The following is a 24,003-nucleotide window of genomic DNA, read 5'->3' on the forward strand; positions in this document are numbered from 1 at the left end:
GGGTCTTAACCACTGGTCTGACGCGCTCCCTGATCGCGTCAGACTTTTTCTTTTGCGCTGGGTAAAGCTTTATTCTGCGATCCAGCGGTGGAGATAGTCTTTGGCATTGCGACATGCCTCGCGCGTGTCCTGGCCATTGGCCATATGACACGCCACGGCTGTTGCCAGCGAACACCCGGTTCCGCGCTTGTTTTGCCTGAGCCGGGGCAGGCAAAACCTGCACGCGCCCACAGTGTCGAAAAGATGATCGCAACACATATCCCCCTGGCCGTGCCCACCCTTTATCAAAACGACGCGCGCGCCTTGGGCACACAGTTCTTGTGCCTGAAGTGCCAGGTCATGCTCGCAATCGGCAATGGGACGGTTGCTCAATATGGCCGCTTCGTCGAGGTTGGGCGTTACAATATCTGCGATGGTAAACAGGCATTTTAATGCTGCGCTGTCGCCCAGAGTACCTCCCGAGGAGGCACGCAAAACCGGATCCAAAACGACCGGAACACGCCTGTTGGTCAGCGCATCGGCGATGGCATTTGTGGCAGATTGGCTACCGGTCATTCCAATTTTGACGGCATCCGGTGGGGTATCTTCAAAAGCTGCCATAATCTGCGAGCCAATCACGGACGCGGGCATTTCATGGATGGCAGACACGGCCGAGTTCGTCTGGGCAGTGACACAGGTCACGACTGGTTTGGCAAAACACGCCAGATCATGCGCAACAGCGCAATCACGGGTCAGCCCGGCACCGCCGCTGCTGTCTGTGCCACCGATCAGCAATACACGCTTCATGCGCAGGCGCTCGCGGCGAGAATGGCAAGGGTTTCGTGCCCTTTTGACCGCAATTCCGTTGCGGCCCGCCATGCACGCAATCCGGTTGAGCAACACAAAACGACACGTTTGTCAGACTCAATCGTCACGTCACGTGCCTCTCGCCTTGTCAGCCGTTTGGCATACGGGACAACAGGGTTCGGTGCTTCGCTGGTATCGCGCAATTCTATCACGTGATCCTCTGTCGACAGGTCCGCTTTTTCCAGAAAGGAGATTGCATTTGGTGGTTCCGGTGCCCCAAGAAAGGCAAATCCGCCAAACCGAAGATGTTGCAAATCCAGTGTTATCATCTGACCCAGTGGCGACGGGTCATGCTGTAACACAACCTGCAACGCCATCTGCGCCTGCAGCGCCCCGATCATGCCGACGACCGGCCCCAGAACACCCGCGCTGGCACATGTTTCGCCCCTGTCTGGCAAGTCAGGGAACACCGCGCGCAGCGATGGCGCGCCAACCGGGCCACAAAATCCGCCTGCATATCCTGTCTGACCCAGAGCGCTGGCTGCGATCAATGGTTTCCGGTGCGCCTGACACGTGTCGGACAGAATGTAGGACACGGCAAAACTGTCTGCAGCGTCAATGACAACATCTGCCTGCGCCACGAATGTTGACGCATTTCCGGGATGCAAAGACAGATGATGGGCCTCAATTCTAACCTCCGGGTTGGAGGCCAGCAGATGCGCACGCGCAGCATGAACCTTGGCCTGTCCCAAATCGGACATGCGATACAGAGGCTGACGGTGCAGGTTGCTTTCTTCAACATGATCAGGGTCGATGAGGGTCACAACCCCAACGCCGGCCCCCGCCAGATATTGCAGAACAGGGCTTCCCAACCCGCCCGCCCCGACGACCAGAACATGCGCGCGCGCCAAACGCGCTTGGCCCTCGGTGCCCACTTCGGGCAGGATCATCTGGCGTGCATATCGGTTCATGTCGCACACGCCCGGATCCACATGCGGGTTTGCGCTTCGGGGTCGTCGGCTTGCTGAATGTCCGTGACAACTGCAGCGCTGTCAGCTCCGGCGGCAAAGACACCGGGCAAACGATCAGGCGTGAGGCCACCAATGGCCACAAGTGGCGTTTGACCCGCCATTTTCTTCCATCGGCTCACCCGGTCCAGCCCCTGAGGCGCCCAACTCATCTTTTTCAGAAGCGTCGGATAGACCGGCCCAAGGGCGACATAAGCAGGGTCATGCGACAGCGCGCGGTCAAGCTCGGCTTCGTCATGGGTAGACAGACCAAACCGGATGCCCGCCCGTCTGAGTGCCGCAAAGTCCGCCTGCGCCATATCCTCTTGCCCAAGATGGACAAACCCACAGCCCAGCTCAATCGCGGCCTGCCAGTAGTCGTTGACGACAAGTTGGGCCCGATGCACAGCACAGAAATCGCGGGCCCGCGCAATCTGGCGGCGCACCTCGGTCATAGGCTGATCTTTGATCCGCAACTGGACGAGCCGAACACCATGCGGAACAAGCAGTTCGAGCCGTCCAACATGACCGACAATCAGATAAAATCGCTCCATCATGCCAGCTCCGCCAAGCCAAGGATTGGTGTCGATGGAACGGCCATATCGCGCCGGTCCATTGGGTCGGCGTTGTATCCGGCGCGCCCGGCCTCAATCGCCCGCGCCATGGCCCGTGCCATTTCTTTCGGGTTACCTGCTTTGGCGACCGCCGTGTTCAACAAGACCGCATCCATGCCCAACTCCATCGCCAGCGTAGCATCCGAAGGTCGTCCGATCCCGGCATCCACGATCAGTGGAACATCTGAAAAATGCGCCCGCATTGCCCGCAAGGCGCCGGGATTTCGCAATCCCTGACCTGACCCAATCGGCGCACCCCATGGCATCAAAACCTGACAGCCTGCCTCTATCAGCCTTTCGCCAACCACCAGATCATCGGTGGTATACGGGAACACCTTGAAGCCATCATCAGACAGAATGCGCGCCGCTTCGACCAAGGCGAAGACGTCAGGTTGCAAGGTGTCGGAATGTCCGATCACCTCAAGCTTGATCCAGTCGGTGTTGAAAACCTCGCGCGCCATATGCGCCGTTGTCACGGCCTCTTGGACTGAATGACATCCCGCTGTATTGGGCAGGATGCGGCAATTGGATTGCCGGAGCAGATCAAAAAATCCTGCCCCCGATCCATCTGCCGTTTCGCGGCGCAACGAGACGGTTATGATCTCCGCACCACTTTCTCTGATCGCGTCAAGCAACACTGCAGGTGATGGATACTGCGCCGTACCCAACATCAAGCGCGACGAAATTTCCGTATCATAAAGCTGCATTATTCATCCCCCTTGCATCGGGGCCAAGATTTCCAACTTGTCGCCTTCGGTCAGGGCTGTCGTTTCGCGCGCCATATTGGGAATGAAACGCCCGTTCAACGCGGTTGCCATGGCGTTCGAAGTGAAACCCAGTTCGCTTAATGCTACTGACATAATCCTGCTGGTCACTTCATGCGGGACGGCGTTCACGATAATCTTCATGTGTATGTTCCTGAAAAAACTGTTGTGCCAATTGGCCCGCCAACGCGGGGGCCAACAGGAATCCGTGGCGGTAGAGCCCATTGATGTGGGTGGTGGCGCCCTGTTGGCGCAGGCGAGGGATGTTATCCGCAAAGGCAGGGCGCAACCCGACTCCGGTTTCAACCAGACTGGCTTCGCCCAAGCCCGGATGCAGGGCGAAGGCCGCACCCAGAATTTCGAGCATCGAACGCACTGTGATCGGCCGTGTCGAATTGCTTTCGATCATCGTCGCGCCAATCATATAACCCCCCTGACCGCGCGGCACGAGATATAGCGGGATACGCGGATGCAACAGCCTTATGGTTCGAGTCAAAATCACGTCCTTCGCCTCGATGATCGCCATTTCACCGCGCACAAACCGCAAATCAGGTAGGTTTGAGGCCGCCCCTCGGCAATCGACATCAACTTGTTCCGGTGCGGGCGTTTCATAGCGGATTTCAACGCCCAGCGCCTGAACTGCTGCCGTCAGATCCAATAAGGCGCGACGTGGGTCCAGATGCGCCTCGTCCTCAAAGAAAAGCGCTTGATTAAAGCGCCCCTCCATTTCGGGTTCCAACCGTGCCACCCCGGCTGCGTCAATCAACTTGTGCCCTTGGGTCCGGCGCGCGAACCGGGCCAGCTCGGTGTGATCTCTGGGCGGTGTCACAACCAGCGTTCCACGTCTTTCCACTGGTGTGATCTGCTCCCACCAGCCAATCGCACCGGCACCCAGCCTGACCACTTCGGCGTCGGCGGTTTCACCTTCACACCACGGTGCCAGCATACCTCCGGCAAACCAGGAACATGGATTTTCAGTGGGCGATTCCATCGCCTCGAACACAGTCACTTGCGCACCGCGAGACGCCAGCTCCCATGCACAGGCCAGACCTGCCACGCCTGCCCCGGCAATGGTGATCACTCGCCCGGCTCCAACGCGCTCTGCTCAACAGGCACATAAAGATCGCCAGCCGAACGAAACTTCTCCGCCATTGCCTCCATACCCTCTTTCTGAGCTTCCGCGCGGATATCGTGACTGATCCGCATCGAACAGAACTTGGGCCCGCACATGGAACAGAAATGCGCCACCTTATGAGCCTGTTTTGGCAAGGTCTGATCGTGAAACTCCCGCGCCGTGTCCGGGTCCAGCGACAAGTTGAACTGATCCTCCCAGCGGAACTCGAAACGGGCTCGCGACAACGCATCGTCGCGCCGTTGCGCTCCGGGCAGGCCTTTGGCCAGATCGGCGGCATGGGCGGCAATTTTGTATGTGATAACCCCGGTTTTGACGTCGTCCCGATCAGGCAATCCCAGATGTTCCTTGGGCGTCACATAGCACAGCATCGCGCACCCGAACCAACCAATCATCGCAGCCCCGATGCCGCTGGTGATGTGGTCATATCCCGGCGCAATATCCGTTGTGAGTGGCCCAAGTGTATAAAACGGTGCCTCATCACAGCACGCTAACTGCTTGTCCATGTTCTCTTTGATCTTGTGCATGGCGACGTGGCCCGGGCCTTCGATCATCACCTGACAATCCTTAGCCCACGCGATCTTGGTCAGTTCCCCAAGGGTTTCCAACTCGGCGAACTGGGCTTCGTCATTGGCATCGGCAATTGATCCAGGACGCAGGCCGTCGCCCAACGAAAAGGCCACGTCATAGGCACGACAGATATCGCAGATTTCCTCGAAGTGCTCGTAAAGAAAGCTTTCCTTGTGGTGATGCAGGCACCACTTGGCCATGATCGAGCCACCCCGGCTGACAATTCCGGTCACGCGGTTCACGGTCATAGGCACCATATGCAAACGCACACCGGCATGAATGGTAAAGTAATCGACGCCCTGTTCAGCCTGCTCAATCAACGTATCGCGAAAGACGTCCCAAGTCAGGTCTTCGGCAATGCCGTTTACCTTTTCCAAGGCCTGATACATTGGCACGGTCCCAATCGGAACCGGGCTGTTGCGGATGATCCATTCGCGGGTGTTGTGAATGTTACGCCCGGTCGACAAGTCCATCACCGTGTCAGCCCCCCAGCGAATGGACCACACCAATTTGTCGACTTCCTCCTCCATTGACGACGTCACGGCCGAGGTTCCCATATTGGCGTTTATCTTCACCAGAAAATTGCGACCAATGATCATTGGCTCGGATTCGGGGTGGTTGATATTGGAAGGGATAATCGCGCGTCCCGCCGCCACTTCGTCGCGTACAAAATCCGGGGTGACATAGTCAGGGATATTTGCGCCCCAATCATTGCCGTCACGATGACACGGGGCCGGCTCGCGCAATTGGTTTTCGCGAATGGCGATGAACTCCATCTCGGGGGTGATCACACCCGCGCGCGCATAGGCCAGCTGCGTGACGGCCTTGCCATCTTTTGCCCTAAAAGGGCGCGGGCGTACCGGGAACTCTGGTGTCAGCCTGTCACCCTCAACAAACCCGTTGTCTTCGGGTCTGACGTCACGGCCTTGATACGTTTCAACATCACCGCGCGCCATGATCCATGGCTTGCGCAATGACGCGAGCCCCTCGCGGATATCGGTCGCAATATCAGGATCAGTGTAAGGTCCGGAGCTGTCATAGACCGGCAAAGGCGGTTCGCCAGCGGTTGGATGCACAGCAATTTCGCGCATTGGGACCTGAACGTCTGGGTACAGATTGCCCGTAACATATATCTTACGTGACGCGGGCAATGCGCCCGAAGTGATTTTGGGATTGGGGATATTCATTTTTGGTGCTCCTCAAGCAGTAACTCAAAAAGACACCAGATGAGCTTCGGCTTGGGAAACCAGCGGGCCATATGGACCGCCACTTCAGATCGCACATCAGGATAAAGAGCGATGTGCACCCTATGCTTCCTACGCCAGTATCAACTGGGTCAGGTTCAAAGGGTCGCGACACTGCAGCTATGCTGCTATTCGCCTCTCAGTCTCTCAGTTGAGACTCCCCCGCGTGGCTTATGGGTAGTCAATTGGCAGATCAAAAACAAGGCCAGCCGCGAGGGAGCGTCACTTTTTGACGTGTCCGCCCCATGAACGCGACAAGCCCGGCAGCAACATAATCGAGTTTCAAGCGCTCTCTTGCTGATCTTTAGACGTTTCAATTGACGGGGAAATCAGGCTGTCGTTGGGCGGCTCAAATACCGTCAAATATTTGTGGCATTAATCGATGGAAGTGGGGGCGGCAGTCTCTGTGTGAGATGCCGCCCCAAGCGTTATAAATCCCTTATTTCATTGGTGTTTTCAGAAAATGCTCAACCATCTCTTGGGTTTCCGGGCGCAGATTGACGATGCCCTCATAGGGGACTTTAACAATAGCTTCGCGGTCCGGGTACGTTTTTCGGTTTGCCATATGGCGCTTAACCATCGCGACGAACTGCCCACCCGCCCATGGGCCATACTTAATCGAATCTATCGCACGCATTTCGCGAGAATCTCTGTAGAGATCAAAGATCGGCGCGATGATCGGATTGGTTCCGGGCGCGGGCAAGTGCATCTTGTATTTGTTCTTAACAACGGACTTCAGAACGGCGGCCTCATAAACGAAAACGTAGTCTCGCCGACCATGTGTTTCGCCAAGCAGCACAACACCAGATTGGTCCAGCCCGTCGATGATCCGGTCCTGTGGAATCTGGTCTTTGGCACCGGCAATGCGTGCGAAAGTTGTGAACAAATCGGTGACATGCAGCATATCCTCTGCGTAGCTTCCCGGCTCGGTAACGCCTTTCCATCTCATATATGCATTCACACGAACGCCACCTTCCAGATGTTGCGCCTTGCCACCCCGGTATACGCGATCATCACCACCCGACAGACCGCGGTACTCCATGAAGGGTCCGTTATCCCCCATCACCACGACGATCGTATTTTCCGCGAGGCCCAGCGCGTCAATCTCGTCAAGAATTTCGCCGACCCATTCGTCGACCTGCACAATGGACTCGGCCCAGACACCGCCATTCAGGGTCTTGAACTCGGAAATGTCGGACCGGGTGAACGTGCTGGGCAAAAGTGGCCAATAGTTCAGGAAAAATGGCTTGTCCTGCGCCGCCAGTTTCCGCAGCTGCGCCAATGCGTTATCTTGATAACGCTCATTCATCTCAACGTATTTGTCTTGCGTCCAGGTTTCGCCGGGCTCTAGGCCAATTTCATACATCTGGCCGTCCCTAATCTCGACGCCTGTTACCATATGGGCCGGGTTGGGAACGAATGTCGTATCAAGCGTAAAAGTTTGGGCGGCGCTGGATGGATCTACGCCACGTATGACATCCGCCACTTCGGCATCGGCATGCATGATCGCCAGCTGACCCTGCTGATGAACAGGAAATTCGGCATGCATAAAACCTTGTTCATTTGGAAAAGCTTGCTGAATGTCCCCCAAGTGCCACTTGCCCACGTGCGACGTGTAATAGCCCGCGCCCTTTAGGACTTCGGCCAGCGTCACCTCGTCACCATGCAGCCCTTCGCCCGAGATTGTCGCCTTTGCCTCCATTGTGCCAGTTCGGACAGGATGCCGCCCTGTCATCATCGCGACGCGGGTGGGAGTGCATGACGGTTCGGTGTACATACGCTGAAGGCTCAGGCCTTCTTGCGCAAGTTTCGCAATTGCGGGGGTATCGTATCCGCGAACAACGCTCAGCTCTTTGCTCCCGATTTCACCGAACCCGAGATCATCCAGAAGAATGTAAACAATGTTGGGTGGCTTGCCGGCGTTGGCCCCTCGAAGTGCGGCGAGTTTTGCATCAATCCGGGTGTCATCTTCGGCCCACCGTTCGCCATTCTGAGCTTCGAGAATATAGTACTCCGCGTCGTGTATAATGGCGCCATCCTGAGCGTTGGCCTGCCCAGACAGAGCGACCAGAGTCGCGACCGTTGATATAAGTAATCGTTTCATTGTGTTGGCCTTTCTTTGCAAATTGATGTTGGTGCCGGTGATCCGTGCCATCAGGTAAGGACTCCGGTGGCGACAAAACGCTGCTTCAATCCTTCAAAGCGTTGTTCCCAATTTCGGGTCTCAGGTATTGCCTGATCTCCGCGCCCAGTCCGGAGAGGCTTTCTTGAAGTGCCGCCGCGACGTGCCGGTTTTCCTGGTCGTTGAGCAACGCGGTGAGGTGTTCGTAATCGCGACAAATCTGGTCGAAATCCTGATCCATCTGCCTGAGCAGCTTGATTTTGGTAAGATGAGCAGAAAAGTTCGCTTCCAACGCCCCCACCTTATTTGACCTTTCCCGAAACATGAGTTGGACCAATCTCTGGCCGCCTTGATTTGGTGTCACTAAGGTTAATTCAGACTCTTGTGGCCTTGATAGGTTTCTTGGGGTACGTTACGGGGTAACATGTTTAATTTCAGAAGGTTAACAGCCTCGTATTGCTGGGAAATGCAATGTCCAATGGCTCTAAATCCACGCAAAAACCCGGAATTTCGGACACCAAAGACCCGAGTTCCAAGGCCGTAAGAGATGGCGTTGAACGCATTCAGAAAAGCACTGAGTTTGACGGCGCAACGCGACTGAAATCGTTTCTCAGTTATGTGGTCGAGGAGGAACTGGCAGGTCGTGGGTCGGCCATCCGCGCCAAAACAATAGCAGAAGACATTTATGGAATTCTTTCTCATCAGGGGTCTGATCCATTGGCCGTGGTCAGGGTTGATGCATTGCGCCTGAGAAGACGGTTGGACGCGTTTTATCGAGGGTCCGGGCTTTCTGATCCGCTCCGCATTTACATTGATTCCGGTGGGTACATACCCCGCTACGAACTCGTTCCCGCAGAAGGCAGCGTAGAGACTACAGAACAATCCAAAGGAAATGTGTTATCGTCGCGAACGTTCCTTTGGGTGGGGGTTTTGGGTGTCGCTGCTGCTGTAGTCATCTCGTTTGCCGTCGCAAAGTTTGATGTGTTTCTTCCACAGAAATCACAGCCTTCGCAATCAGCAGCGTCAGAAACGGCCGTTCGTGAAGCGCTGTTTTCTGCGTCTCCAGCGAAGTTACAAGCCAGAAACCTGGCTGATGATGCACGACGTTTGATGTTTCCAGCTTTGGATCGGCAACGGTTGATGGCCGCTTTGACGCTTTTTGAACGGGTTATCGATTTGGACTCTGCTTATTATGCCGGGTTCGCAGGTTCTGCACAGGTAAAGGCACTGCTGGCTGTTCAAATGCCAGCAGGCCCCGCCCGTGAACAGCATGTGTTGTCGTCAACGGACCTTGCGCAGCGGGCCGTCGAACTAGCACCGGATGCAGCATGGTCGCATTCGGCCGCCGCGATGGCGGCATATTCTGACGCCGAATGTCGCGATGCCGCAGCGCATTCCAAGCGCGCATTAAGTCTGGATCCAGACGATCTCTTTACGCTCAATTTTGATGCCATCATATCGCTGTTCTGCGGGGATTTTGAGCGCGCGTTAGAAGTGGCCGACGCAAATGTGGGGAACGGTGCGGTGTCGGAGCAGCTTGTTTTTCGCAATGTTGCGGCGTCTGCCGAGTTTCACCTTGGCTACTTTCAGGAAAGCGCCGACAGATATAGCGCAGCAGTTCAATCAGGAGCGCCCGTTGGCGCGCTCACGCTCAGCTATTTGGCAGCGGCCTATCATGAATTAGGTCAGACCAAGGATGCACGCGGTGCGGTAGATCTGCTTGTCCAGGCCTGGCCGGAGGCTCCAATCGACAAAATTCTGCCTTCCGTTTTTGTCGATCCGCGCCATGCCCAAGACGTTTTGACGCCAATGCGCGCGGCAGGCTGGAGTCCGATGAATGAGCGCTAATAGCGTATGACTTTTTTATCGGATCGCCCGATTAATTGCTCAAATCATCAGAACGATGTCGGGCGCCGTTTTGCAAGTCATCCATTCCAAAAACGACAAAACATGTGCTCACGGACGGCTTACGGAAACGGGCGTCGTATCCTCTGCGGGAATCGTCAATTCACACGGAAATACAATGCGTTCTGGTCCGGTCATGGCATCTCCAAGCGTGTCGATCAGATGGGACGTTGCGGTACGCACCATGTCTTCCATGGGCAGGGCGACCGACGCCAGTTTGTACCGTGTCAGACGTGACAGCATCGAGTACCCAAAGCCTACGACGCAAGGGGGCTTGTCCACATTTGCCCCTGACTCGGTTTGCATCGCATCCAAAAGACCAATACCCAAAAGATCAGTCGCACAGAAATAACCATCCGGAGGTCTGGGCAGGGTCAGCATCTCTTGTCCGATGGCGTAACCCTTGGAATAGTCATTAATGCCGGCCTCTCGGACAATCGGCTGCATACCGTAGAGCTGTTCTATTCTCTGAACAAAGCCAGAGCGACGTTCAAGCGTCACTGTTGCCTCCGGGTTAGCGCCGACAAATGCGGGTCGTTGAACGCCTTGAGCGAACAGGTAATCCGCCACTTGAGCAGCACCATCTTCGTTATCGCAATACACTGAACTAAAATCAGGATGCCCCGACTTACGCCCAACAATGACCACTCGTTTGTCCTGAGCGGCACAGCGGGCGATCATTTCCTGACTGAGATGGCTCGCAGTTACCAACAACCCGTCCACCTGTTGCAAGAGCGCGGCCTCAATTGAATCCGAGCCGACTTCGGCGCGTTCGCGGTAAGTATTCAACAGAATTGCGTGGAAATTGCGTTTTTGCGCTTCTGCGGAAACGAATCGAAACAGGTCCAGATTTTCCGGATCGTTGAAGTCATCCACCATCAGGCCAATCAGGCGTGACCTTCGGCTCGCCAGGACGCGCCCCGCAATATTTGGGCTGTACCCAAGCCGATCCGCCACAAGCAGCACCCGTTCCCGGGTCTTTTTCGTAACAAGGTCGCCGCCCCCAAAACAGCGCGAAACAGTGGTCAAAGAGACCCCAGCTTCGCTGGCGACATCCCGGGCCGTTACCATCCCGTGGGTTTTCCTAACTTTACGCCCCTGCGTCATTCTTGTCCTTTTCGACCGTAGGCCCCCAGAGGGAATACCGGCCTATTTGATTTCTTTGCGGCGCATCTGCGATTCGGTCGCCTTACGGTCTCTGGGATCGCTCCCAGTGTATTTGACCATATCCAGACTACGTTACGCAACGCTCTGCACAGCCTTGTCATTATTACTGCAAAGCAAGGCACAAATGCAAATTTTTTGCAACCGCTTGCATTTTGAACACGACTTCCGTATCGTCGTGTTCGAGATGCAGCTTTACGCTACGTCTACTGGAGGAACATTCAGGTTATCTACCTGAAAACTGCTGATTTCGGCAACCAAATGGCGTGTTTCGTCATCGTTTGGAGTTATCAGCAAAATTTGCCCGGGAGGAGACACGGATGCAAAAAACTATGAGGATAGCCAGCCTATCTGCGACAATGGTAGCGCTTTCATTTTCATCGATTTACGCCGCTGAAGGAGGCGAGCTTGTCATTGTTGGCAATCAGGAACCGCAATCCATGCAGGCTCAGGTTGCCCACAAGGAAGTCAACGGAATCGGTCTACGGAATGTCATCGAACAGCTCACTCGGCTAGACCCCGCAACCAACGAAGTTCTGCCAATGTTGGCCGTCAGCTGGGAGCAAATCGAACCAACGGTCTGGCATTTTGATCTACGCCCAGGGGTGAAATTCCACGATGGTTCTGTTTTGGATGCAGAGGCCGCGGCCGTTAGTATCAACTGGCTGTGGAGCGCGGAAAACAGCTATGTCATTCGGGACATGATGGGCCCCCAAATCTCAGCAGAAGTTGTTGATGAAGACACGGTTGCCGTGATCACCGACGGGGTTGATCCTTTGCTGCCGCGTCGGATGTATTTGGGCGGCGTCACCTCTGCAAAGCAAATTCTAGAGAACCCGGACGGGCACAATGTACACCCGATTGGCACCGGCCCTTATGTTTTTGATGAGTGGAAGCAGGGGCAATACTGGTCCGCGACGGCCAATGACGATTGGTGGGGCGCGACAGCCGATGATACTTATGGCGAGATTTATTATGACAGCCTGAAAGTTGTCTGGCGCCCCGAAGCACTTGTCCGTTCTGCGATGGTTGAAAGTGGCGAGGCCCAGGTGGCCATGTTTATGACCCGCGAAGAATGTGACCGGTTCAACGAAGCATCCGGTATCGACTGTATGCTCAAGGGATCCGACACATTTCTGCAGTTCCGTCTGGACTATCAGGGTGCACATCCTCTGTTGCAGAATGAAGAATTCCGCAAAGCCATTTTCACTGGCATCCAGTGGGAAGGCATTCGCCAAAATCTGATGGCACTGAGCGAACCGCTGGCCGGGCAAATGTTGCCGTCTGTTGCAACCGGTTTCGCAGATGAAATCGGCCAATACCCTTATGACCCAGAGGGTGCACGCGCCATTGTCGAAAAGTTAAAGGCGGACGGCAATGAAATCCCAACGATTGAAGTCACCACGCGTTTGGGGTCTACCCCACGCAACGGTGAAATGGTCGAAGCCATCGGTGCCATGCTGGGATCAGTCGGCATTCCGACCCGGATTGCCGTCGAAGAGCCGGGTATTTTCAATCCGCGCGCAGTGTCAAAACCAACCGAAGATCGTTCCTACGCTTGGTTGCACGTCCAAGCCAATCCCTTGATGGATTACGCGCTGACTTTTGGCGCGCATTATTCCTGCGGTGGTCTGGTGTCGGTGTTCTGTGATCCCGATTTCGAAGAGCGGGCCAATGCAGCGGCTCAGCTTGTCGGCGACGCACGTCATGAGGCTCTAGAAGCTTTGGTAGTCGAAGGTCACAACCGCTACATTCTGGCCCCCGTTGGCCTGTTACAGCGGGCCTACGGTGTGCCTGAGGGCTTTGAGTGGGACTTTGGTGTCGATCACCGCATGATCGCGGTGAACATGCGAGAAACAAAGTAACTCGCCACCTAAGCGGGTTGCGCCTCCTCCCTTGCGCACCCGCTCTTCTGGGAGGGGGCATCAAGTCTACGGCCCCCTCCTTTACCTCAGTCATGCTCGGGTCATCATGAAACTCAACAGCGCGTTTAATACCTATATTTTTAAAAGAGTCGTCAATTCGCTAATCCTTCTCGTGGTCGTGATGTCGATGGTGTTTTTTGCCAACCGGCAAATCGGTGATCCTGCCCGTATGGTGCTGGGTAATGGTGCCAGCGAAGAGGCCGTCCTGGCGTTGCGCCAACAAATGGGATTGGAAGATCCCATGGCCGAACAATATGGTCGGTTCCTTTTCGGGCTGGCAACCGGCGATCTGGGGCAAACCTATCGCTTTGGCATGAGCAACTCGATGTTTCAGGGCGGCGACGCGAGTTCTATGGACACGCTGCCCATCGCGATGGAACGATTGCCTGCGACCCTGTTTCTGGCGGGCGCGACTATTCTTTTCGCTGTGCTGGTGGCTTTACCTATGGGCCTCTATGCGGCGGTCCATCCGCGATCATCGCCAGATCGCGCAATCGGGGTTCTGTCGTTGGCCGGGGTATCAATTGTCGAATACTGGTTCGCTTTGATTCTGGTATTGGTTTTCGCAGTCCAGTTTGCCTGGTTGCCGACTTCTGGCTACGGCAGCTTTGCGCATGTCATCCTCCCTGCCTTGGCGCTGTCTTTGCGCCCCATTGGGCGGATCACGCAGATCGCGCGCAGTTCGTTGCTGGATGAACTGGCCAAGCCATATGTGACCGCAGCCCGTGGGCGCGGTATTCCCATGCGGCGCGTGGCGTCGTTTCATGCTCTGAAAAACGCGGCCATTCCAATTGTGACAACCATTGGCGATGAAACCATCAATGTGGTCACAGGCGTGATCATTATTGAGACCATCTTTGGCTGGCCCGGCATCGGCGCCCTGACCGTAGATGCCCTATCGATACGGGATGTTCCGTTGGTCGAGGCAACAGTGTTCCTGCTGGTTCTCATGGTTCTGACAATTAACCTGTTGGTCGATTTGGCGTATGCCTTTTTGAACCCGCGTTTGCGGATTGGATGAAACGATGACCGAAGAATCCCTTTCACAAACCGCCCCGCCCCCCGCAGATGACACCGAACGCGACGAAGGTATCGGCACACGTGATATCGTCCGCGCGTTGTTCAAAGATTTGCTGGTGCTGGCGTCTGTGATCTTTTTGGTGGCGTTGATATTCAGCGCGGTGTTCGCCGATTTCGTCGCGCCCTATGATCCGTTGTTGCCCAATATTTTTGCCAACAGATTACCGCCCCTTTCCACCGCAACCGGTATGGATGGCAGCGAACAGTTTCACCTGTTGGGCACTGACGCATTGGGGCGTGATATGTTGTCTCGCCTGATATTTGGTGCCCGTGCATCGATCTTTGTCGCTTTGGTGTCGGTTTTTGTGTCCGGTGTTCTGGGCACAATTATGGGTGTTCTGGCCGGGTATTATGGTGGCGCCGTTGAAGCGATCATCATGCGTGCCGTGGATGCCTTTATGGCAGTGCCGTCATTGCTGATCGCGCTATTTGTGTTGTTCATCATCGGCGGCGGGCTGGTAAATATGGTGCTGATCTTTGCCTTGGTTCGCTGGGTGGTTTATGCCCGTCTGGCGCGCGGCATTACGTTGTCGCTTAAAGAGTCCTCATTTGTCGAGGCAGCGCGCGCCATTGGCGCAAGCGATACACGTATTATGCTGCGGCATATCCTGCCTAATATGATTTCGCCTTTGTTGGTTCTGGCCACGCTCGAAGTTGCCCTTTTGGTGTTGGCCGAAGCTGGTCTGAGCTTTTTGGGGTTTGGTCTTTTGCCGCCCGAACCGTCCTGGGGGCTGATGATCTCGCGTGGGCGCGAATACATGCGCGAGGCGTGGTGGATGATCACCCTGCCCGGTCTGGCAATATTTCTGACCACACTAAGCCTTAACCTCGTCGCGAATTGGTTCCGCGCGGTTATGGATCCGGTTCAAAGATGGCGTTGGTTGATGTGATGAGAGATATGCAGGAACAACAAACCATTCTGGATGTGCGCGATCTGAAAGTGTCGTTCAAGACACCGCGCGGCCATGTGTATGCAGTGAACGGCATAGACTTTCAGGTGACCGCTGGCGAGGCCCTTGGAATACTAGGGGAATCCGGATCCGGCAAAAGCGTGAGCGTCGGTGCAATGATGGGATTGCTGGAGAGCCCGCCCGCGATGATAACGGGCTCAGCCGATTATCGCGGAACAGAGCTGCTGAATGCGCCGGCTTCCGTCACCCGGAAAATCCACGGCGACCGCATTTCTATGGTCTATCAAGACGCAATCACCTCACTTAATCCGGGGTTGAAAATCGGGACGCAGATCGGAGAATTGTTCAAGGTTCATCGGCCCCAAATGTCGCGCGGTGAACGGCGCGCCAAGGCCGTCGAATTGATGGAGGCGGTCGGCATCCATTCGGCCAGCGAGCGGGTAGACAGCTATCCGCATGAGTTTTCCGGTGGCATGAACCAGCGTATTATGATCGCTTTGGGAATTGCCCTGGGCCCGGACATCCTGATCGCTGATGAGCCGACGACGGCGCTTGATGTGACTGTGCAGGCGCAGATCATGAAACTACTGGGCGATTTGCGACGACAAAGTGGGATGGCTCTGATCCTGATCACGCATGACATCGGGCTTGTGGCTGAAAATACCGACCGGTTGATGGTGATGTATGGCGGTCGCCCAGTGGAGACTGGTCCAACAGCCAAGGTCATAGATCGCCCGTCACACCCCTATACGATCGGACTTATGAACTCGATCCCACAGGTGGAAATGAAGGGGCAGAAACTGGTTGCGATCAGTGGTTCTCCGCCCAAGTTGAGCCAGTTGCCACAAGGCTGTGTATTTGCGCCGCGTTGCCCGCTGGCGCGTGATGTATGCCGTTCTTCTGTGCCCGAGATTACCGACATCGGACAGGACCATTTCAGCGCCTGCCATTTCGCAGAAGAGGTCGCAAATGACTGACGTTTTACAGCATCCGGCAACGACACCTTCGAGCTCCGACGCTGCACCACTTTTGCAAGTTTCAAATCTGATCAAACACTACCCGGCTCCGGGTGGCGGGCGTGACGGTAAGCGGGTTGTACAAGCCGTGGACAATGTCAGCTTTACCCTGCGCAAAGGGGAAACCCTTGGAGTTGTGGGGGAATCTGGCTGTGGGAAATCTACGCTGGCCCGCGCATTGCTGCGACTTGTGGAACCCACGAGCGGTCAGGCGATGTACAAGGGCGAGGACTTGTTCGCCCTGTCGGCTAAAGACATGCGCAAGCGGCGGTGCGAATTGCAAATGATCTTTCAGGATCCTTTTGCCTCGCTTAATCCACGTATGACCGTTGGACAAATCGTCAGCGAACCATGGGTCATTTTTCCAGACATCCTGCCCCGCGCGCAGTGGAAACCCCGGATCGAAGAGCTTTTGACCCGGGTGGGCCTGCGGGCCGAAGATGCCAGCCGTTATCCGCACCAGTTTTCCGGTGGACAACGGCAGCGGATCGGCATTGCACGCGCTTTGTCGGTCAACCCCGAAGTCATCGTATGTGACGAGCCGTTTTCGGCGCTGGACGTGTCAATTCAGGCGCAGGTCATCAACCTGCTAGAGGATATTCAGGACCAATACGGCCTGTCCTATATCATCATCGCGCATGATCTGTCGGTGATCCGCCATTGCTCGGATCGGGTGGCGGTGATGTATCTGGGCAATATCGTTGAGATCGGCACCTGGGACCAGATTTACCAAAACCCTCTGCATCCGTACACGCAGGCATTACTGTCTGCGATGCCCGAAATCAGACCAGACGAACGCAAGCAACGGATCATTCTTGAGGGCGAAGTACCCAGCCCGATTGATCCGCCATCTGGTTGTCGGTTTCGCACTCGTTGCAACAGGGCACAAACCGATTGCGCAAATCAAAAACCCGAGCTTATCATTCGGCGGGACAGCCATCCTTGCGCCTGCATTCATACATCAACTTAAACCGGGATCATCCAATGAGCTATTCCAGCAATTCCGCCCCCAGACTTCCCTTCGACGTTGCTTCGATCTGCTTTGGAACCTCACCGTTGGGCAGCATGCCCGATACCTATGGGTATGAAGTCAGCGAAGAACAGGCACGGGCGACAATCCACGCAATGTTTGACCTATCCCCAGGCTTTGTCGACACGTCCCGCAACTATGGCATGGGCCGCAGCGAGGAACGTTTGGGCGCAGTGATCCGGGAACGCGGCGGTCTGCCCAAAAACACGATCCTTGCCACCAAGCTGGATCGCGGGTTTTCCGACAACCGTCTGGATGCAGACCGGGTCCGTCGCTCGGTCGAAGAAAGCCTCGAGGCACTCAGCCTTGATCGGTTGCACATTCTGCACCTGCACGACCCGGAATACTGCCGGTCCGTCGAAGAGATTACCGATAAGGGCGGCGCGCTGGATGAGCTGTTCAAATTGAAAGAAGAGGGATTGGTCGACGCGGTCGGGCTGGCCATGGGGGATTTGGGCATCATGACTCAAATCCTGCCCAACTGGGAGTTCGACGCGCTGGTCAACCACAACCGTTTCACTCTGCTCAATCGCGAAGCTGATGAAATGTTTACACAGGCCCATGCTCGCGGCATCGCCATTTTCAATGCAGCCCCCTATTGCGGTGGCGTCTTGGCCCGAGGTTCCGCCAGCAGTTCGATGATCACCTATCAAGAGGCTGATGATGCCGCGATGGCCCCTGTCCGCGCAATCGAGGATATATGCTCGCGCCACGGTATTCTACTGGGCGCCGCTGCGTTGCAGTTTTCGGTACGCGACCCGCGTGTCACCTCGACCATTTGCGGGGTTTCTAAACCCGAACGTGTCCAGCAAACTGTAGATTGGGCGAACTTCCCTATTTCAGACGAAGCTTGGGCAGAATTGATGGCGCTGCCCTTTAGCTCGGACAATCCAGAAGCCAGCCGGGAGTACAAACCATGCTGAATATCGCCCTTATTGGCTGTGGCCGTATTGGCCGTATGCACGCCGACCTGATCGATCGTCACCCACAAAGCCGGTTGACCGCCGTGTATGACCCGGTGCCCGCCGCAGCCAAGGCCATCGCTGAAAGCATTCAAACCCAAGTGGCCGCGACACCCGAGGTTATTTTCAACAACGACAACGTCGATGCGATTGTCGTCGCCTCAGTCACCAGCACCCATGCCGATTTTATCGAGCAGGCTGTGGAGGCTGGCAAACCGGTATTGTGTGAAAAACCAATTGATCTGGATATTGATCGAGTGCGGGCGTGTCGCAACAAGATCGCGGGGAGCAACGTTCCGGTTCAGATCGGATTTAACCGGCGGTTTGATCCCGGCCACGCACAGATGAAGTCCGCCATCAGCGCCGGAGACATTGGTAATCTGGTGCAAGTTTTGATCACGTCGCGTGACCCTGAACCGCCCAGCGATGAATATCTGACCGGCGCTGGCGGTATGTTGCGGGACATGACGATCCATGACTTTGATCTTGCCCGTTTTTTGCTGGACGATGATGAACCGGTTGAAGTTTTCGCCTATGCGGCGCCGTTGATTGATCCCGCACGCGGGGCGCGCCTGAACGAGGTGGATTGCGCAATGATCGTGATGAAATCTTCCAATGGACGGCAGGTGTTTATCAACAATGCGCGGCAAGCGCCTTATGGGTATGATCAGCGTCTGGAGGCACATGGTGACGGGGGTATGGTCCAAAGCACAAACCGAACACCGCATGGAATGCAGACTTTTACCGCTGCGGGCACTGGAACAGCGGCCCCGTTAGAACCGTTCTTCATCGAACGCTACACCCACGCGTTCAAGCACCAGTTGGATTCGTTCGTCAGCGCCGTGCTGAACAAAACACAACCCGAAGTGGGGTTTGACGATGGCATGCGCGCGCTTTTACTGGCGGAAGCTGCCTATGTGTCCCTGGAAAAAGGGTGTGCCGTGAAGGTTGCACCAGTCGAAGATTAATAGCGAAAAAGTAGAAACAAAATCACAAATGAACCGCGCCGGGTTTACCAGATGCTGACTTGCCTTAGTTGCCCGGCCATGTCTGATCTTTCCAGAGCGGCGTAGACGTTTGCTTCGGCCTCTGCTGGCGGGATATTCCCGATAGGCTCCAGCAGGCGCCGGTTGTTGAACCGGTCGACCCACTCGAGAGTGGCGTATTGCACAGCATCGAAGCTGCGCCACGGCCCACGCCGGTGAATGACCTCCGCTTTGAACAGGCCGTTGATCGTTTCGGCCATGCTTTGTCATAGGAAGCCCCCACGCTGCCGACAGACGGGGCGATTTTCGCCTCGCCAGCCGTTCGGTATACTTGATCGATAGATATTGCGACCCGCGGTCCGAGTGAGTGCCGCTCTGAATGAGCCATCCGCCAAAGCGGAAGCGACCTCTATCATTCGCGGTCTGTTGACCGAGATCAGGTTGATCCCAGAGGACGGCGCGTTAGCCATTGAATTGGTTGGGGAATTAGCGGGGTTGTTGGTGTTGGGCATGTCCCAAAACGAAGAAAGCCACCTTGCGGCGGCTTGTTTGAGAACGATGGTTGCGGGGGGGCGCAACCAGCGTTGTCGAACAACTTTGCAATGCCGCGTTTAGATCACGAGATACACCGCAATTTTCAAAGAAAATTGTAGTAAACGGCCCATAAGAGACCTTCGACATCCCGCTAACATTCTGCGGTTGCAGCCCGCATTCCGGTCATTCGCTGCGATAGCAAAATCTCTAGGTCGACGAACGGGAAATGTGCGGACAAACCGGACTGTGACGGCTTCTTAAGAAACGGCTGCTTCCAGAGCTAAGCAACTAAAGCGTTCGTAAAACACAGCAATGGGTCCAAGCGCGATGCCATAAAAGATAATCGCAATTTTAAAGCTCTATTTGGGGACTGTTCTGACTGTGTCTACAAACCTTTTGACCGTGTCTGAGTTTCCCGACTTTCGAAACGCAACATAAAGGTCAATTAGGTTTTCGCATGGTGCATACGGAACGAAGGAAACACCTGGCGGGGCGATATTCATGACCCAAGCTGGCACTAACGAAATTCCAAGGCCTTGAGCCACGAATTGCAGCAAAGTGGATTTGTCGATGATCTCGCAAACTACGTTTGGCTGTGCGCCAATTTGGCGGAAACCGCTCCACAAAGCCTCGTGCAAAATCGGGCGTGCGTGTTTGGGATACCCAACTATCGGTTGGTCGGCGATATCAGATGCGGAAAGGGAAGCTGAGCCTGCAAGCGGGTTGGTGTCGGCGAGGGCCACAACGATCGCCTGGCGATGAATTAGTTCACTGGAGATAAATTCGTCTTCCTGCGGCGTTCGCACAAAAGCCACATCTGTACGATGGGAAATCAGCTCTTGTGAATGTTGCTCAGAGGACGAGATTTCCAATACTTGTACGTGGACCTTTGGATCGATCCGGCGAAACGCAATAAGAGCTTTGGGTAACAACATCGAAATTGCTTCGTCGACACCGCTCACACGGATGTGGCGGAGATCAGACTCGGCGGTGTGGCGCACATTGGAAACCGATTTTTCAATATCGGCGAGAATTCTTTTGGCGTCTTGAACGAACTCCGAACCCGCTTGTGTCAGGCTGACTTGCCGGGTCGTTCTGAAAAACAAACGCGCACCTAGTTCGTGTTCCAAAGCCGAGACTCGTTCAGATAGCGCAGATTGGCTTAATCCCAACCGTTCACCAGCCCTTCGGAAGTGCAGTTCTTCTGCGACCGCAACGAAGCATTCTAACTGTCTGATGTCCAATTTGCGCCCCTTCGTTCGTCTATTTTCTGACGCTTACCCGCATTTTGTCATCCAGGTTGGCTTCGAATGCGTGGATTGCGTCCGCATATTCCAGCGAGTCGAGGGTGTCGTCGCGCCCTCGGATCAGCGCTGTTTGCGTTGCGTCATCCATCTCAAAAGATGCTGAAATTTCACCCGTAGTTATCTTTCGAGCTGCAAGATCAATTGTCACTTCAGCCCCGTTGGAATTGTTGGCGAATTGCAAAAGCCTGTCGCGCGTGTCGGTGGAGACGATAGGCAGTGCGAGGCCGTTTTTGCGCGCGTTGTCGTAGAATATCCCTGCAAATCCAGTCCCGATGCAGGCATCAATTCCAAGTTGGCGCATGCCCCAAACGGCATGTTCGCGGCTCGAACCACAGCCGAAATTGTCACCTACAATCAGAATGTTGGCCTGCGTCCAAGGCGCCTTGTTCAAGACGAAATCAGGCTGTATTTGACCCGAACTCTCAAAGCGTAAGTCGGCAAAAGTACCATCCGCCAATCCTTCACGCGTTATCGTGATTAAAAACCTTTTAGGCATAATCACATCAGTATCGACATTGGTCAGCGGTAATGGGGCGGCAATCCCTTTGATGGTTTTATTCATGTGCTTGTCTCTTGTTTGAAGTCTCGCACGTCAGCCAGATGCCCAGTCACCGCCGCCGCCGCAACCATTGCAGGCGACATAAGATGCGTGCGTGCGCCGCGGCCCTGACGTCCCTCAAAGTTACGGTTGGTTGATGAGGCGACCCTCTCGCCGTCCATGGCAATATCGTCATTCATCGCCAGACACATCGAACAGCCCGCTTCAGGTCTCCACTCAAAGCCTGCGGCCTCAAAAATGTCGCGCAGGCCTTCGGCTTCGGCCTTGATACGTGTCATTGCGGACCCCGGTACAACGATGGCTTCGACGCCCGTCGCCACTTTCCGGCCTTCCAGTATTTTGGCCGCCTCTCGTAAATCTTCGATCCGGCTGTTCGTGCAAGACCCGATGAAGGCCGTGTCGATCTCAATCGACTTGGCGGATTGCCCCTCGGTTAGCCCCATGTACTTCAGGGAGCGTTCCAAAGCGGCTTTGACTTTCGGAGAGACATAGTCTGACGCGACCGGCACGTTTGCAGTGATCGGCACCGATTGATCAGGGCTGGTGCCCCACGTAATCAACGGTTCGATATCGGTGCCTGCAATCGTGACCTCTTTATGAAAGACTGCCTCGGGGTCGCTCATCCAGTTTTCACCTTTGAATGCGAACTGACCGCTATGGGCGTGGCCTTTCAACGCTGCTTTCGTGATGTCATCGGCGGCAATCAAGGCCGCCCGCGCGCCCAACTCAACGGCCATATTACAAACGGTCATTCGTCCAGCCACATCGAGACCGCGAATAGCGGAGCCCGCAAACTCCACCGCGAAACCATTTGCGCCACCTGCGCCGACGACTTGCACGACTTTCATGATGATGTCCTTCGCCGTCACGCCTGGCGCAGTCTCACCGTCAACAGTGACGCGCATTGTTTTCATGCGTTTGTAGCGTAGCGTTTGGGTGGCAAGCACATGCTCAACCTCGGAAGTTCCAATGCCAAAGCCCAACGCGCCGTAGGCTCCATAAGTGGTCGTATGGCTGTCCCCGCACGCAATCAGCATGCCCGGTACAACCAGACCCTGTTCTGGCACGACAATATGCTCAATACCTTGTCGCGGATCACCAAGTCCGTAAAAGGCGATGCCATGTTTGGTGCAATTGGCCCCTAAATTGTCGATTAGCAATTTTGAGGCGGCATCATGGGGCTCACTGCTGCGGGTCGCATTCACATGATCGACCACGGCCAGATGCGCCTCTGGTCGCCAAACGTTCAAACCCTTTGAATCGAGCCCAGAAAAAGCCTGCGGGCTGGTGTATTCGTTCATGATGTGGAAATCGACATAGATCAGCATGTCGCCATCGGGCAGATCACACACTTTGTGGGTGTCGACCAGTTTGTCATAAAGGGTACGGTTCATCTCATGACCTCCGCGTGGATAGGGTTGCGGGCAAAGAAATCAGACATGCGCGCTGCGATACCTTCGGGGATTTCTTCGGCCATGTAGTGTGTCGTGTCGAGCGCTTCGCCGCTCACGTGCGAAGCTCGCTGCCGCCAAAGACCAAGCGCATCATAGCAGGTCTCAATCACGCCGCGTTTTGCCCAAAGCGTCTGGATCGGTATGTCGAGCTTTCGCCCTTTGTCGGCATCGTCGTGTTCAATGTCGATCGACGCGGCGGCACGGTAGTCTTCGCAGCTTGCGTGAATGGCAGCGGGGTCTTCGAAGGCAGTCAAATACTCGGCTAGAGCATCAGGAGCAAAAGGGTTTTCGCCGCCTGCTTGATTAAAACATTTAAGCTTCCAGAACCCTTGCGGGTCTGCACCTATTATTTGTTCAGGCAAAGGGTGTGGTTGGATCAAAAAGAACCAATGCCAATAAGCACGCGCGAATGCAGCGCTGGTATCGGCATACATCTCTCGCGTTGGTGCGATGTCGAGCAATGTCATAGCCGCGACGTGATCAGGATGGTCCAATCCCATCCGATGTGCCACGCGCGCACCCCGATCATGAGCTCCCACCAGAAAACGCTCATGCCCCAAACGCCGCATGACCGCAACGATGTCGTTGCCCATTGCGCGCTTTGAATAGGGCGCATGCAATGCGTTGGACGCTGGTTTGTCTGATCGACCATATCCACGCAAATCTGGGCAAACGACCTGAAAGGAACGTGCCAGAATCGGTGCAACCCCGTGCCACATGGCAGATGTTTGCGGGTAGCCATGTAACAAGACGAGCGGCGGCGCACCGACGGGTCCAGCGCGGCGGACGAACAAAGTCGCACCATCGCCATCAATACGCTCCTCTACGAATTCCTCGAACATTTTGAACTCCCTGAGGACATGAATTTTATCCACTATCTCAGATTAAACCGGAAAGTTTAATCGGGAAAACTGATCAGTTATGCCGACTA

General features: G+C 55.3%; 23 protein-coding genes, 1 pseudogene and 1 riboswitch. Of the genes and pseudogenes, 9 read left to right on the forward strand and 15 right to left on the reverse strand.

The annotated features are described in order from the left end of the window. Window positions 1-69: 69 nt before the first annotated feature. The 9 genes from ABJI08_RS04185 to ABJI08_RS04225 form a co-directional block, all read right to left on the reverse strand. Complete coding sequence (locus ABJI08_RS04185; RefSeq protein WP_348400574.1) at window positions 70-786, reverse strand: hydroxymethylpyrimidine/phosphomethylpyrimidine kinase; 717 nt, start codon at window positions 784-786, stop codon at window positions 70-72. Continuing rightward, window positions 783-1,757, reverse strand: a complete 975-nt coding sequence (locus ABJI08_RS04190; protein ID WP_348400575.1) for a HesA/MoeB/ThiF family protein — start codon at window positions 1,755-1,757, stop codon at window positions 783-785. The genes ABJI08_RS04185 and ABJI08_RS04190 overlap by 4 nt, the downstream gene beginning before the upstream one ends. Beyond that, the gene (locus ABJI08_RS04195) at window positions 1,754-2,347 is read right to left on the reverse strand and encodes a thiamine phosphate synthase (protein WP_348400622.1); all 594 of its coding nucleotides are present in this window, start codon (window positions 2,345-2,347) and stop codon (window positions 1,754-1,756) included. The genes ABJI08_RS04190 and ABJI08_RS04195 overlap by 4 nt, the downstream gene beginning before the upstream one ends. Beyond that, window positions 2,347-3,114, reverse strand: a complete 768-nt coding sequence (locus tag ABJI08_RS04200) for a thiazole synthase (RefSeq protein WP_348400576.1) — start codon at window positions 3,112-3,114, stop codon at window positions 2,347-2,349. The genes ABJI08_RS04195 and ABJI08_RS04200 overlap by 1 nt, the downstream gene beginning before the upstream one ends. Before the next feature lie 3 nt (window positions 3,115-3,117). Then, entirely contained in the window at window positions 3,118-3,315 is a 198-nt protein-coding gene (gene thiS / locus ABJI08_RS04205; protein ID WP_348400577.1) for a sulfur carrier protein ThiS, read from the reverse strand. After that, a complete protein-coding gene (locus ABJI08_RS04210; protein ID WP_348400578.1) occupies window positions 3,284-4,252 on the reverse strand; it encodes an FAD-dependent oxidoreductase in 969 nt (322 codons plus the stop codon). Before ABJI08_RS04210 ends, thiS begins: the two co-directional genes overlap by 32 nt. Continuing rightward, on the reverse strand, window positions 4,249-6,060 hold the full coding sequence (gene thiC / locus ABJI08_RS04215; protein WP_348400579.1) for a phosphomethylpyrimidine synthase ThiC: 1,812 nt from the start codon (window positions 6,058-6,060) through the stop codon (window positions 4,249-4,251). The genes ABJI08_RS04210 and thiC overlap by 4 nt, the downstream gene beginning before the upstream one ends. Window positions 6,061-6,169: 109 nt before the next feature. Then, window positions 6,170-6,291, reverse strand: a riboswitch (TPP riboswitch). Window positions 6,292-6,556: 265 nt separating this feature from the next. Continuing rightward, window positions 6,557-8,221 carry a sulfatase-like hydrolase/transferase gene (locus ABJI08_RS04220; protein WP_348400580.1) on the reverse strand — a complete coding sequence of 555 codons (1,665 nt, stop codon included), beginning with the start codon at window positions 8,219-8,221 and terminating at the stop codon, window positions 6,557-6,559. 85 nt (window positions 8,222-8,306) lie between these two features. Then, window positions 8,307-8,531 (reverse strand): hypothetical protein, encoded by a 225-nt coding sequence (locus tag ABJI08_RS04225; protein ID WP_348400581.1) that lies wholly within the window; start codon window positions 8,529-8,531, stop codon window positions 8,307-8,309. Between the two features lie 179 nt (window positions 8,532-8,710). Between ABJI08_RS04225 and ABJI08_RS04230 the strand changes: the two genes are divergently transcribed. Next, window positions 8,711-10,087, forward strand: a complete 1,377-nt coding sequence (locus tag ABJI08_RS04230) for a hypothetical protein (RefSeq protein WP_348400582.1) — start codon at window positions 8,711-8,713, stop codon at window positions 10,085-10,087. Window positions 10,088-10,195: 108 nt separating this feature from the next. Here the strand turns inward: ABJI08_RS04230 and ABJI08_RS04235 are convergent, their stop codons facing one another. Then, entirely contained in the window at window positions 10,196-11,215 is a 1,020-nt protein-coding gene (locus ABJI08_RS04235; protein WP_348400583.1) for a LacI family DNA-binding transcriptional regulator, read from the reverse strand. A gap of 413 nt (window positions 11,216-11,628) precedes the next feature. Between ABJI08_RS04235 and ABJI08_RS04240 the strand changes: the two genes are divergently transcribed. The 7 genes from ABJI08_RS04240 to iolG all read left to right on the forward strand — a co-directional run bounded on the left by ABJI08_RS04240 (window position 11,629) and on the right by iolG (window position 19,200). After that, window positions 11,629-13,173, forward strand: coding sequence for an ABC transporter substrate-binding protein (locus ABJI08_RS04240; protein WP_348400584.1), 1,545 nt, complete (start codon window positions 11,629-11,631; stop codon window positions 13,171-13,173). A gap of 106 nt (window positions 13,174-13,279) precedes the next feature. After that, entirely contained in the window at window positions 13,280-14,254 is a 975-nt protein-coding gene (locus tag ABJI08_RS04245; protein WP_348400585.1) for an ABC transporter permease, read from the forward strand. Window positions 14,255-14,258: 4 nt separating this feature from the next. Then, window positions 14,259-15,203, forward strand: a complete 945-nt coding sequence (locus ABJI08_RS04250; RefSeq protein WP_348400586.1) for an ABC transporter permease — start codon at window positions 14,259-14,261, stop codon at window positions 15,201-15,203. After that, window positions 15,185-16,201 (forward strand): ABC transporter ATP-binding protein, encoded by a 1,017-nt coding sequence (locus ABJI08_RS04255; RefSeq protein ID WP_348400587.1) that lies wholly within the window; start codon window positions 15,185-15,187, stop codon window positions 16,199-16,201. The genes ABJI08_RS04250 and ABJI08_RS04255 overlap by 19 nt, the downstream gene beginning before the upstream one ends. Next, entirely contained in the window at window positions 16,194-17,210 is a 1,017-nt protein-coding gene (locus tag ABJI08_RS04260) for a dipeptide ABC transporter ATP-binding protein (RefSeq protein WP_348400588.1), read from the forward strand. Before ABJI08_RS04255 ends, ABJI08_RS04260 begins: the two co-directional genes overlap by 8 nt. A gap of 14 nt (window positions 17,211-17,224) precedes the next feature. Beyond that, on the forward strand, window positions 17,225-18,193 hold the full coding sequence (locus ABJI08_RS04265; RefSeq protein ID WP_348400589.1) for an aldo/keto reductase: 969 nt from the start codon (window positions 17,225-17,227) through the stop codon (window positions 18,191-18,193). Beyond that, complete coding sequence (gene iolG / locus ABJI08_RS04270) at window positions 18,187-19,200, forward strand: inositol 2-dehydrogenase (RefSeq protein ID WP_348400590.1); 1,014 nt, start codon at window positions 18,187-18,189, stop codon at window positions 19,198-19,200. Before ABJI08_RS04265 ends, iolG begins: the two co-directional genes overlap by 7 nt. Window positions 19,201-19,244: 44 nt before the next feature. On the opposite strand, the pseudogene ABJI08_RS04275 reads toward iolG, so the two are convergent. Next, window positions 19,245-19,584: pseudogene (locus ABJI08_RS04275) on the reverse strand (integrase core domain-containing protein); the annotation flags it as partial. Here ABJI08_RS04275 and ABJI08_RS04280 point away from each other — a divergent pair. After that, window positions 19,582-19,833, forward strand: coding sequence for a hypothetical protein (locus ABJI08_RS04280; protein ID WP_348400591.1), 252 nt, complete (start codon window positions 19,582-19,584; stop codon window positions 19,831-19,833). The pseudogene ABJI08_RS04275 and the gene ABJI08_RS04280 overlap by 3 nt on opposite strands. Window positions 19,834-20,111: 278 nt before the next feature. Here ABJI08_RS04280 and ABJI08_RS04285 read toward each other — a convergent pair whose 3' ends face one another. Genes ABJI08_RS04285 through ABJI08_RS04300 form a run of 4 tightly spaced genes read right to left on the reverse strand, consistent with a single transcriptional unit; the run spans window position 20,112 to window position 23,914 of the window. After that, window positions 20,112-20,996, reverse strand: a complete 885-nt coding sequence (locus ABJI08_RS04285) for a LysR family transcriptional regulator (protein WP_348400592.1) — start codon at window positions 20,994-20,996, stop codon at window positions 20,112-20,114. A gap of 19 nt (window positions 20,997-21,015) precedes the next feature. After that, window positions 21,016-21,621, reverse strand: coding sequence for a 3-isopropylmalate dehydratase small subunit (gene leuD / locus ABJI08_RS04290; protein WP_348400593.1), 606 nt, complete (start codon window positions 21,619-21,621; stop codon window positions 21,016-21,018). Beyond that, on the reverse strand, window positions 21,618-23,012 hold the full coding sequence (leuC, locus tag ABJI08_RS04295) for a 3-isopropylmalate dehydratase large subunit (RefSeq protein WP_348400594.1): 1,395 nt from the start codon (window positions 23,010-23,012) through the stop codon (window positions 21,618-21,620). The genes leuD and leuC overlap by 4 nt, the downstream gene beginning before the upstream one ends. Continuing rightward, a complete protein-coding gene (locus tag ABJI08_RS04300) occupies window positions 23,009-23,914 on the reverse strand; it encodes an alpha/beta hydrolase (RefSeq protein WP_348400595.1) in 906 nt (301 codons plus the stop codon). Before ABJI08_RS04300 ends, leuC begins: the two co-directional genes overlap by 4 nt. Window positions 23,915-24,003 lie beyond the last annotated feature (89 nt).

The organism is Shimia sp., assembly GCF_039969785.1.
Lineage (GTDB): Bacteria > Pseudomonadota > Alphaproteobacteria > Rhodobacterales > Rhodobacteraceae > Shimia.

Coding starts and splice junctions, on each gene's coding strand:
- ABJI08_RS04185 (WP_348400574.1), bottom strand. CDS start 786: ATGAAGCGTGTATTGCTGATCGGTGGCACAGACAGCAGCGGCGGTGCC.
- ABJI08_RS04190 (WP_348400575.1), bottom strand. CDS start 1,757: ATGAACCGATATGCACGCCAGATGATCCTGCCCGAAGTGGGCACCGAG.
- ABJI08_RS04195 (WP_348400622.1), bottom strand. CDS start 2,347: ATGGAGCGATTTTATCTGATTGTCGGTCATGTTGGACGGCTCGAACTG.
- ABJI08_RS04200 (WP_348400576.1), bottom strand. CDS start 3,114: ATGCAGCTTTATGATACGGAAATTTCGTCGCGCTTGATGTTGGGTACG.
- thiS (WP_348400577.1), bottom strand. CDS start 3,315: ATGAAGATTATCGTGAACGCCGTCCCGCATGAAGTGACCAGCAGGATT.
- thiC (WP_348400579.1), bottom strand. CDS start 6,060: ATGAATATCCCCAATCCCAAAATCACTTCGGGCGCATTGCCCGCGTCA.
- ABJI08_RS04220 (WP_348400580.1), bottom strand. CDS start 8,221: ATGAAACGATTACTTATATCAACGGTCGCGACTCTGGTCGCTCTGTCT.
- ABJI08_RS04230 (WP_348400582.1), top strand. CDS start 8,711: ATGTCCAATGGCTCTAAATCCACGCAAAAACCCGGAATTTCGGACACC.
- ABJI08_RS04235 (WP_348400583.1), bottom strand. CDS start 11,215: ATGGTAACGGCCCGGGATGTCGCCAGCGAAGCTGGGGTCTCTTTGACC.
- ABJI08_RS04240 (WP_348400584.1), top strand. CDS start 11,629: ATGCAAAAAACTATGAGGATAGCCAGCCTATCTGCGACAATGGTAGCG.
- ABJI08_RS04245 (WP_348400585.1), top strand. CDS start 13,280: ATGAAACTCAACAGCGCGTTTAATACCTATATTTTTAAAAGAGTCGTC.
- ABJI08_RS04250 (WP_348400586.1), top strand. CDS start 14,259: ATGACCGAAGAATCCCTTTCACAAACCGCCCCGCCCCCCGCAGATGAC.
- ABJI08_RS04255 (WP_348400587.1), top strand. CDS start 15,185: ATGGCGTTGGTTGATGTGATGAGAGATATGCAGGAACAACAAACCATT.
- ABJI08_RS04260 (WP_348400588.1), top strand. CDS start 16,194: ATGACTGACGTTTTACAGCATCCGGCAACGACACCTTCGAGCTCCGAC.
- ABJI08_RS04265 (WP_348400589.1), top strand. CDS start 17,225: ATGAGCTATTCCAGCAATTCCGCCCCCAGACTTCCCTTCGACGTTGCT.
- iolG (WP_348400590.1), top strand. CDS start 18,187: ATGCTGAATATCGCCCTTATTGGCTGTGGCCGTATTGGCCGTATGCAC.
- leuD (WP_348400593.1), bottom strand. CDS start 21,621: ATGAATAAAACCATCAAAGGGATTGCCGCCCCATTACCGCTGACCAAT.
- leuC (WP_348400594.1), bottom strand. CDS start 23,012: ATGAACCGTACCCTTTATGACAAACTGGTCGACACCCACAAAGTGTGT.
- ABJI08_RS04300 (WP_348400595.1), bottom strand. CDS start 23,914: ATGTTCGAGGAATTCGTAGAGGAGCGTATTGATGGCGATGGTGCGACT.